Origin of the sequence: Neobacillus sp. NPDC093127, assembly GCF_044754175.1 — a bacterium.
GTDB lineage: Bacteria > Bacillota > Bacilli > Bacillales > Cytobacillaceae > Neobacillus.
This window is the reverse complement of sequence record NZ_JBIVOP010000019.1, coordinates 86,459-92,889: the sequence shown is the minus strand read 5'-3', so window position 1 is coordinate 92,889 and position 6,431 is coordinate 86,459. Positions and strand designations below refer to the sequence as shown.

Annotated in this window: 4 protein-coding genes; 3 read left to right on the top strand and 1 reads right to left on the bottom strand. The window is 47.0% G+C overall.

From position 1 onward, the window contains the following. Nucleotides 1–181: 181 nt before the first annotated feature. Nucleotides 182–1,384 carry a cardiolipin synthase gene (gene cls / locus ACIQCO_RS22025; RefSeq protein ID WP_400432686.1) on the bottom strand — a complete coding sequence of 401 codons (1,203 nt, stop codon included), beginning with the start codon at nucleotides 1,382–1,384 and terminating at the stop codon, nucleotides 182–184. Nucleotides 1,385–1,579: 195 nt separating this feature from the next. Between cls and ACIQCO_RS22020 the strand changes: the two genes are divergently transcribed. From ACIQCO_RS22020 to ACIQCO_RS22010, 3 genes are all read left to right on the top strand, one after another. Continuing rightward, nucleotides 1,580–3,682 carry a (Fe-S)-binding protein gene (locus ACIQCO_RS22020; RefSeq protein ID WP_400432683.1) on the top strand — a complete coding sequence of 701 codons (2,103 nt, stop codon included), beginning with the start codon at nucleotides 1,580–1,582 and terminating at the stop codon, nucleotides 3,680–3,682. 244 nt (nucleotides 3,683–3,926) lie between these two features. Continuing rightward, complete coding sequence (locus ACIQCO_RS22015; RefSeq protein ID WP_400432680.1) at nucleotides 3,927–5,114, top strand: acetyl-CoA C-acetyltransferase; 1,188 nt, start codon at nucleotides 3,927–3,929, stop codon at nucleotides 5,112–5,114. 199 nt (nucleotides 5,115–5,313) lie between these two features. Further along, nucleotides 5,314–6,165, top strand: coding sequence for a 3-hydroxybutyryl-CoA dehydrogenase (locus tag ACIQCO_RS22010; RefSeq protein WP_400432677.1), 852 nt, complete (start codon nucleotides 5,314–5,316; stop codon nucleotides 6,163–6,165). The last annotated feature ends 266 nt before the right edge of the window (nucleotides 6,166–6,431 follow it).

Sequence of the window (6,431 nt, the reverse complement as noted above, 5' to 3'; positions counted from 1 at the left end):
AATTTTATAATTTTATTATAAAACAAAAAAGCAGTTTAAAGGTCGATAAAATCTACCTTTAAACTGCTTAAAAAGTGGACTTTTTCAGTGGCCTCCGCTTTAGCGCCGAGGAAGCTCACCGCCCGCCCCGCGGAAAGCGAAGCGCCTGGAACGGAAATCAACATTCACTTTTAACACAGCCTTATAAAAAGTAAGAAATCGCTCCAGCCAGGCCTTCCTTCACAGACCGATACAAATTCGCTTTATTGAGTTCGGCCAATGTCAATCGCTCGGAGTCGCGGATATCCTTTTCAATTACAGCCTTAACGCGGTTAATAAAAGCCGGATCGTAAAGAAAGCAATTGATTTCTTTATTTAAAAACAAACTCCGTTTATCAAAATTGGCCGTGCCGATGTCGCAGATTTTGTCATCAATCACAATTGTTTTCGCATGATAAAAACCGTTTTTATATTGATATACCGAAGCACCCGCTGCAAGAAGCTTTCGTAAATAGCGGAGCGAAGCCTCTTGGACGAGGAAATGGTCAGCGGTATAGGGTACCATCACGGTAAGGTTGACGCCGCGGCGCTGAGCCTCCGTTAATTCTGCAAAAATCGCCGCACTTGGAATAAAATAAGGGGTGCCAATCATGATTGATTGCTCAGCCTTCTGAATCAAGCGAAGAAAGCTTACTTCAAGCTGACCCGCTTCCGCAGGAATAAATTGATGGCGGACCTCACCCTTTGGCAGCCTTGGGAAATAAGCCGGCCTGCCTAATAAATTCTCGCCGCCATACTCCTTCCAATCAATTAAAAACTCACTCTGCAAAAAATTAACCCCTTCGCCGCTTATTTTTAAATGGTAATCGCGCCACGGGCTGAGTTTTGGGTCTTCATCAATATATTCCAGCCCGACATTAAAGCCGCCGAGGTACCCGATTTCGCCGTCAATAATTGAAATCTTGCGGTGATTCCGGACCTGTGAGGAATAAAACGGAAAGGGAAGCTTAATCCGATTACTAAACGCAAATTGGACACCGGCATCAAGCAATCCCTTTACCGTCACCTTGTTAACCTCCCAGCTCCCCATTCGGTCAAGCAGGAGCCGAACCTCTACACCTTCCCGTGCCTTTCTTTTTAAAAGAGTGAAAAATTCCTCGCCTAGGCGATCGTCTTTAACAATATAAAACAATACATGGATATGTTTTTTTGCATCACGGATTTCGGCGAAATAATCACGAAACAGCTCCTTTCCGTGTGTGAAAATCTCAAAACGGCCATGGAGGATAGCAGTTTCCCTTTGGCCTGCCAGCGAAAGATGCTTCTTTCTGCCCAGCCTAAAATCGAGGACAAGCCATAAAATGATAAGAACGAGCAGCCCGCTCAAAATGAGTGCAAATGTCATTGAAAATCTTTCCCCCATTCGGTGTTGTTAGTCTTTCCGAGCGCGGTTATTTCTATAAGTCGAGGAAATCTTTCGAAAAATTGGTTGACTGAATGCTCATTCACCATATAATAGAATTAGGGATAAGTTCAGAAAATTAATTATTTTCGACAACTTGCAAAAATGATCAGTAACGAAGAAAGGGGCGTTTTTTATATGAATGGTCTTTTATGGGTCAACCTCATTGCATTTTTATTTGTAACCGCTTACGCAATTAGTCTGTTCGTCTATGTCGTGAAAACAAGGATTGCCTTTATTAAACTTGGCAAAAAGGTCGAGTTTGACAACAATGTCAAAGAGCGGCTCCAAAAAATTTGGGTAAACGTGTTTGGGCAGAAAAAACTCCTCAAGGATAAAAAAAGCGGCGCCATCCACGTTATGTTTTTTTACGGCTTCATCCTTGTCCAATTTGGCGCAATTGATTTTATTATCAAAGGCATTAAACCTGGGGCGCACCTGCCGTTAGGTCCGCTCTATGCCGGGTTTACTTTTTTCCAAGAGATTGTCACATTGATGATCCTTGTCGCGGTCATCTGGGCGTTCCACCGCCGCTATGTTGAAAAATTAGTCCGCCTAAAGCGCAATTTCAAATCAGGCCTTGTGCTCCTGTTTATTGGCGGCTTGATGGTTTCCGTTCTTGTCGGAAATGGCATGGGCATCATCTGGCACGGTGAAGATCCGTCCTGGACAGAGCCAGTCGCCTCCGTGATTTCGCTTATGTTTTCCTGGCTTGGTGAAACCGCTTCAATTGCAATTTTCTACATTGCCTGGTGGGCGCACCTATTGTTCTTATTGACTTTCTTGGTATACGTGCCGCAATCCAAGCATGCGCACTTAATCGCCGGGCCAGCAAACGTTTATTTTAACCGATTAGAAAAACCGGGTAAGCTGCAAAAGGTCGATTTTGAAGATGAAACACAAGAGTCGTTCGGGGTTGGAAAAATTGAAGACTTTACCCAGCACCAAATGATTGATTTTTATGCCTGTGTTGAGTGTGGCCGCTGTACGAATATGTGCCCGGCAACGGGAACAGGCAAAATGCTGTCACCAATGGACTTAATCGTTAAGCTTCGCGATCACCTAACAAATCACGGTGCCGCGGTTACGCAAAAGCAGCCATGGGTGCCGACATTCGCGTTTGGAAACACAAAAGGAAACCAAATTGCCCTTGCTGCGGCCGGGCAGGGGGCAGAGGAATCAGCTGCTGCGCTTGCTTACAGTCCAAGCTTGATTGGCGACGTGATTACCGAGGAAGAAATTTGGGCGTGTACAACCTGCCGGAACTGTGAAGACCAATGTCCAGTGATGAACGAGCATGTTGATAAAATTATCGACCTCCGCCGTTACTTAGTTTTAACCGAAGGAAAAATGGATGCCGATGCCCAGCGCGCGATGACCAATATTGAGCGCCAAGGCAATCCATGGGGCTTAAACCGGAAAGAGCGCGAAAACTGGCGTGATGTCCGCGATGATGTTCAGATTCCAACCGTGAAGGAAATGAACAAGGCCGGCGAGGAATTCGAATACCTCATCTGGGTTGGCGCGATGGGCTCGTACGACAACCGCAGCCAGAAGATTGCCTTATCGTTTGCGAAGCTGCTGAACGAAGCGGGCGTGAAATTTGCCATCCTTGGCAACAAAGAGAAAAACTCTGGTGACACACCGCGCCGTCTTGGCAATGAGTTCTTGTTCCAAGAGCTGGCAGCGAAAAATATCGAGGAATTTGAAAAGGCCGAGGTCAAGAAAATTGTCACCATCGACCCGCATGCCTATAATATTTTCAAAAATGAATACCCTGATTTCGGCTTGAAGGATGTGGAAGTGTATCATCATACCGAAATTTTGTTTGAGCTTGTGAGGGATGGCCGGATTGTTCCCACACATGCGGTCAACGAAACCATTACCTTCCATGATTCCTGTTACTTAGGACGCTATAATGATGTCTACGATCCGCCGCGGGAAATTTTAAAAGCAATTCCCGGCGTGAAGCTCGTCGAAATGGAACGGAGCCGCGAAAAGGCGATGTGCTGCGGTGCCGGCGGAGGCTTGATGTGGATGGAGGAAGAAACGGGCCATCGCATTAACGTCAGCAGGACCGAGCAGGCATTGGAAGTCAATCCTTCGGTCATCAGTTCTGGATGTCCATACTGTTTAACGATGCTATCGGACGGAACGAAGGCGAAAGAGGTTGAAGAAAAGGTTGCGACCTATGATGTCGCTGAAATCTTAGAAAAAGCAGTTTGTGGGGAAGCTTCTTAATCGTAATTTATAGCCTGGCAGAGGTTGATTTGTTGCTTTAATTTGTGGAATTTTAGCAATTTTGCGTTAAAACATTTCAACTTCTGCTCCTTTTTATGTAAAATAAGAATATAGATAAAACGCTTACATTTTAAATGTCATTCGCATGTTTTTTTTGCTTAGTTTTCGAGCGAGCGTTCAGTCGCCGAAAAGGGTACGTTTACATCCACATGACTGAATATTGGGAAAAGGGAGGATGTTTTGAATGGGGAGAACGGTGATTTTAAGCGGGGTAAGAACACCTTTTGGAAAATTAGGGGGAAATTTAAGCAGCTTTACCGCTTCACAGCTTGGGGGCATTGCTGTTAAAGAAGCGTTGGTGCGTGCGGGCGTGAAGCCTGGGGATGTGCAGGAAGTCATCTTGGGAAACGTCTTACAAGGGGGACAGGGACAAATCCCTTCCCGTCAGGCCGCCCATCATGCTGGCCTTCCTTGGGAAGTGAAAACAGAAACGATCAATAAGGTTTGTGCCTCGGGGATGCGCAGTGTCAGCTTGGCCGACCAAATCATCCGTGCCGGTGATGAAGAAGTGATTGTCGCAGGCGGGATGGAATCGATGAGCAACGCGCCATATATTTTACCAAAAGCAAGATGGGGTTACAGAATGGGCGACGGTGCTGTTAAGGATTTAATGATTCATGACGGCTTGACCTGCAGCTTTACCGGTGTTCACATGGGCACTTACGGCAACTCGACAGCTGAAGAAATGGATATTAGCCGCGAGGCACAGGATGAGTGGGCATTGAGAAGCCATGTTCGGGCGATTGCTGCGATGGAGAGCGGGAAGTTTGCCGAAGAAATTGTTGCCGTAGAGGTGCCGCAGCGAAAAGGGGCTCCGCTGGTGGTCGAGCATGATGAAGGACCGCGGAGGGACACTTCTTTAGAGCGGCTCGCGAAGTTAGCGCCGGTATTTAATTCAACGGGAACCATTACCGCCGGGAATGCCCCTGGTGTCAATGACGGTGCGGCCGCCCTTGTGCTCATGAGCGAAGAACGAGCTGTAAGTGAAGGTCGTGAAGTCGAAGCGGTGATCCTCGGCCATGCCGCGATTGCCGTGGAAGCAAAGGACTTTCCGCAAACACCGGGGCTGGTCATCAATGAGCTTTTGCGTAAAACGGGCAGGAGCTTAGATGAAATTGATTTGTTTGAAATCAACGAGGCGTTCGCAGCTGTCGCTTTAGTCAGTGGAAAAATCGCCAGCCTTGATCCAGAAAAGGTCAATGTCAATGGCGGTGCGGTCGCGTTAGGGCATCCGATTGGCGCAAGCGGCGCGCGGATTATCATTACTCTGATGCACGAATTGAAGCGGCGCGGCGGCGGAATTGGTGTGGCTGCGATTTGCAGCGGCGGCGGTCAGGGTGATGCCGTGATGATCGAGGTTCCGCGGGCTTAAGCGTACCTGTGAATCAGGGGTTATTTTTCCAATAAATGTCTAATTAGCCAAAAGGGCATGAAAAATAGCCAAAAGGGTGAAAAAAATAGCCAAAACACCCGAAAAAATAGCCAAAACCATAAGAAAATAGCCAAAACCATTTTTTTTTAAAAAAACCGGGGCTAAACTCGAGTTTTAGCCCCTAATCGGAGGGGAACACATGAAGGTTTCAAAGGTAATGGTCATCGGTGCGGGGCAAATGGGCTCGGGGATTGCCCAGGTTTGTGCGCAAGCAGGCTATCAAGTGTTATTAAATGATTTAAGACATGAGTTTGTCGAGCGCGGGCTCGGGGTCATCAACAAAAATCTCACTCGTAATGTCGATAAAGGCCGGATAACAGCGGAACAAAAGCAGGAGGTGCTGGCAAGACTGACAGCATCAACCGACCTAAACGATGCTGCTGAAGTCGACCTTGTCATCGAGGCAGCAGTAGAAAATATGGAAATCAAAACGAAAATTTTTGCCCAGCTTGATGAAATCGCGCCGGCGCATGCGATTTTAGCGAGCAATACCTCGTCATTGCCGATTACTGAAATAGCGGCGGCAACGAAGCGCCCGGAAAAGGTTATTGGCATGCACTTTATGAATCCGGTGCCGGTGATGAAGCTCGTCGAAATTATCCGCGGCTTGGCAACGGCTGACGAAGTGTACCAAGTTATCGAGGACATGACGAAAACGTTAAGCAAGGTCCCCGTGGAAGTTAATGACTTCCCAGGATTCGTTTCCAACCGCGTGCTGATGCCGATGATCAATGAAGCGATTTATACCTTGTATGAGGGTGTCGCCACGAAAGAAGCGATTGATGAAGTGATGAAGCTTGGGATGAATCACCCGATGGGACCGTTAACGTTAGCTGATTTCATCGGCCTTGATACATGCCTTTACATTATGGAAACGCTCCACGAAGGCTTCGGTGACGATAAATACCGTCCATGTCCGCTGCTGCGTAAATATGTGAAAGCAGGCTGGCTCGGCAAGAAAACAGGACGCGGCTTCTACACTTACGAGTAAGCGAGCGTCTGATCCCATTTTTTATGGAAAAGGGGCGGAGCGCCGCAAAAGGTGAACTAGTTTAGACGAGTTTAGCTGGTACTTTACATTTTAGGCAATGAACAAAGTGAACCTTAGCTCTGCTCACACCACCTTTATTGGCAGGGATAGTTCTCTGAATTTATTACCATGGTAGATGGTGGCGTGGAACTCCATATAAGTTTTTAGTGAAAAGGGGTTGTAACAATGAATACTGCCACTTTAGATTCTCCAAAAGGGGAGATTTG

Bases quoted from the DNA above. Each gene is read 5' to 3' on its own strand.
- cls (WP_400432686.1), bottom strand. From the start codon at position 1,384: ATGACATTTGCACTCATTTTGAGCGGGCTGCTCGTTCTTATCATTTTA.
- ACIQCO_RS22020 (WP_400432683.1), top strand. From the start codon at position 1,580: ATGAATGGTCTTTTATGGGTCAACCTCATTGCATTTTTATTTGTAACC.
- ACIQCO_RS22015 (WP_400432680.1), top strand. From the start codon at position 3,927: ATGGGGAGAACGGTGATTTTAAGCGGGGTAAGAACACCTTTTGGAAAA.
- ACIQCO_RS22010 (WP_400432677.1), top strand. From the start codon at position 5,314: ATGAAGGTTTCAAAGGTAATGGTCATCGGTGCGGGGCAAATGGGCTCG.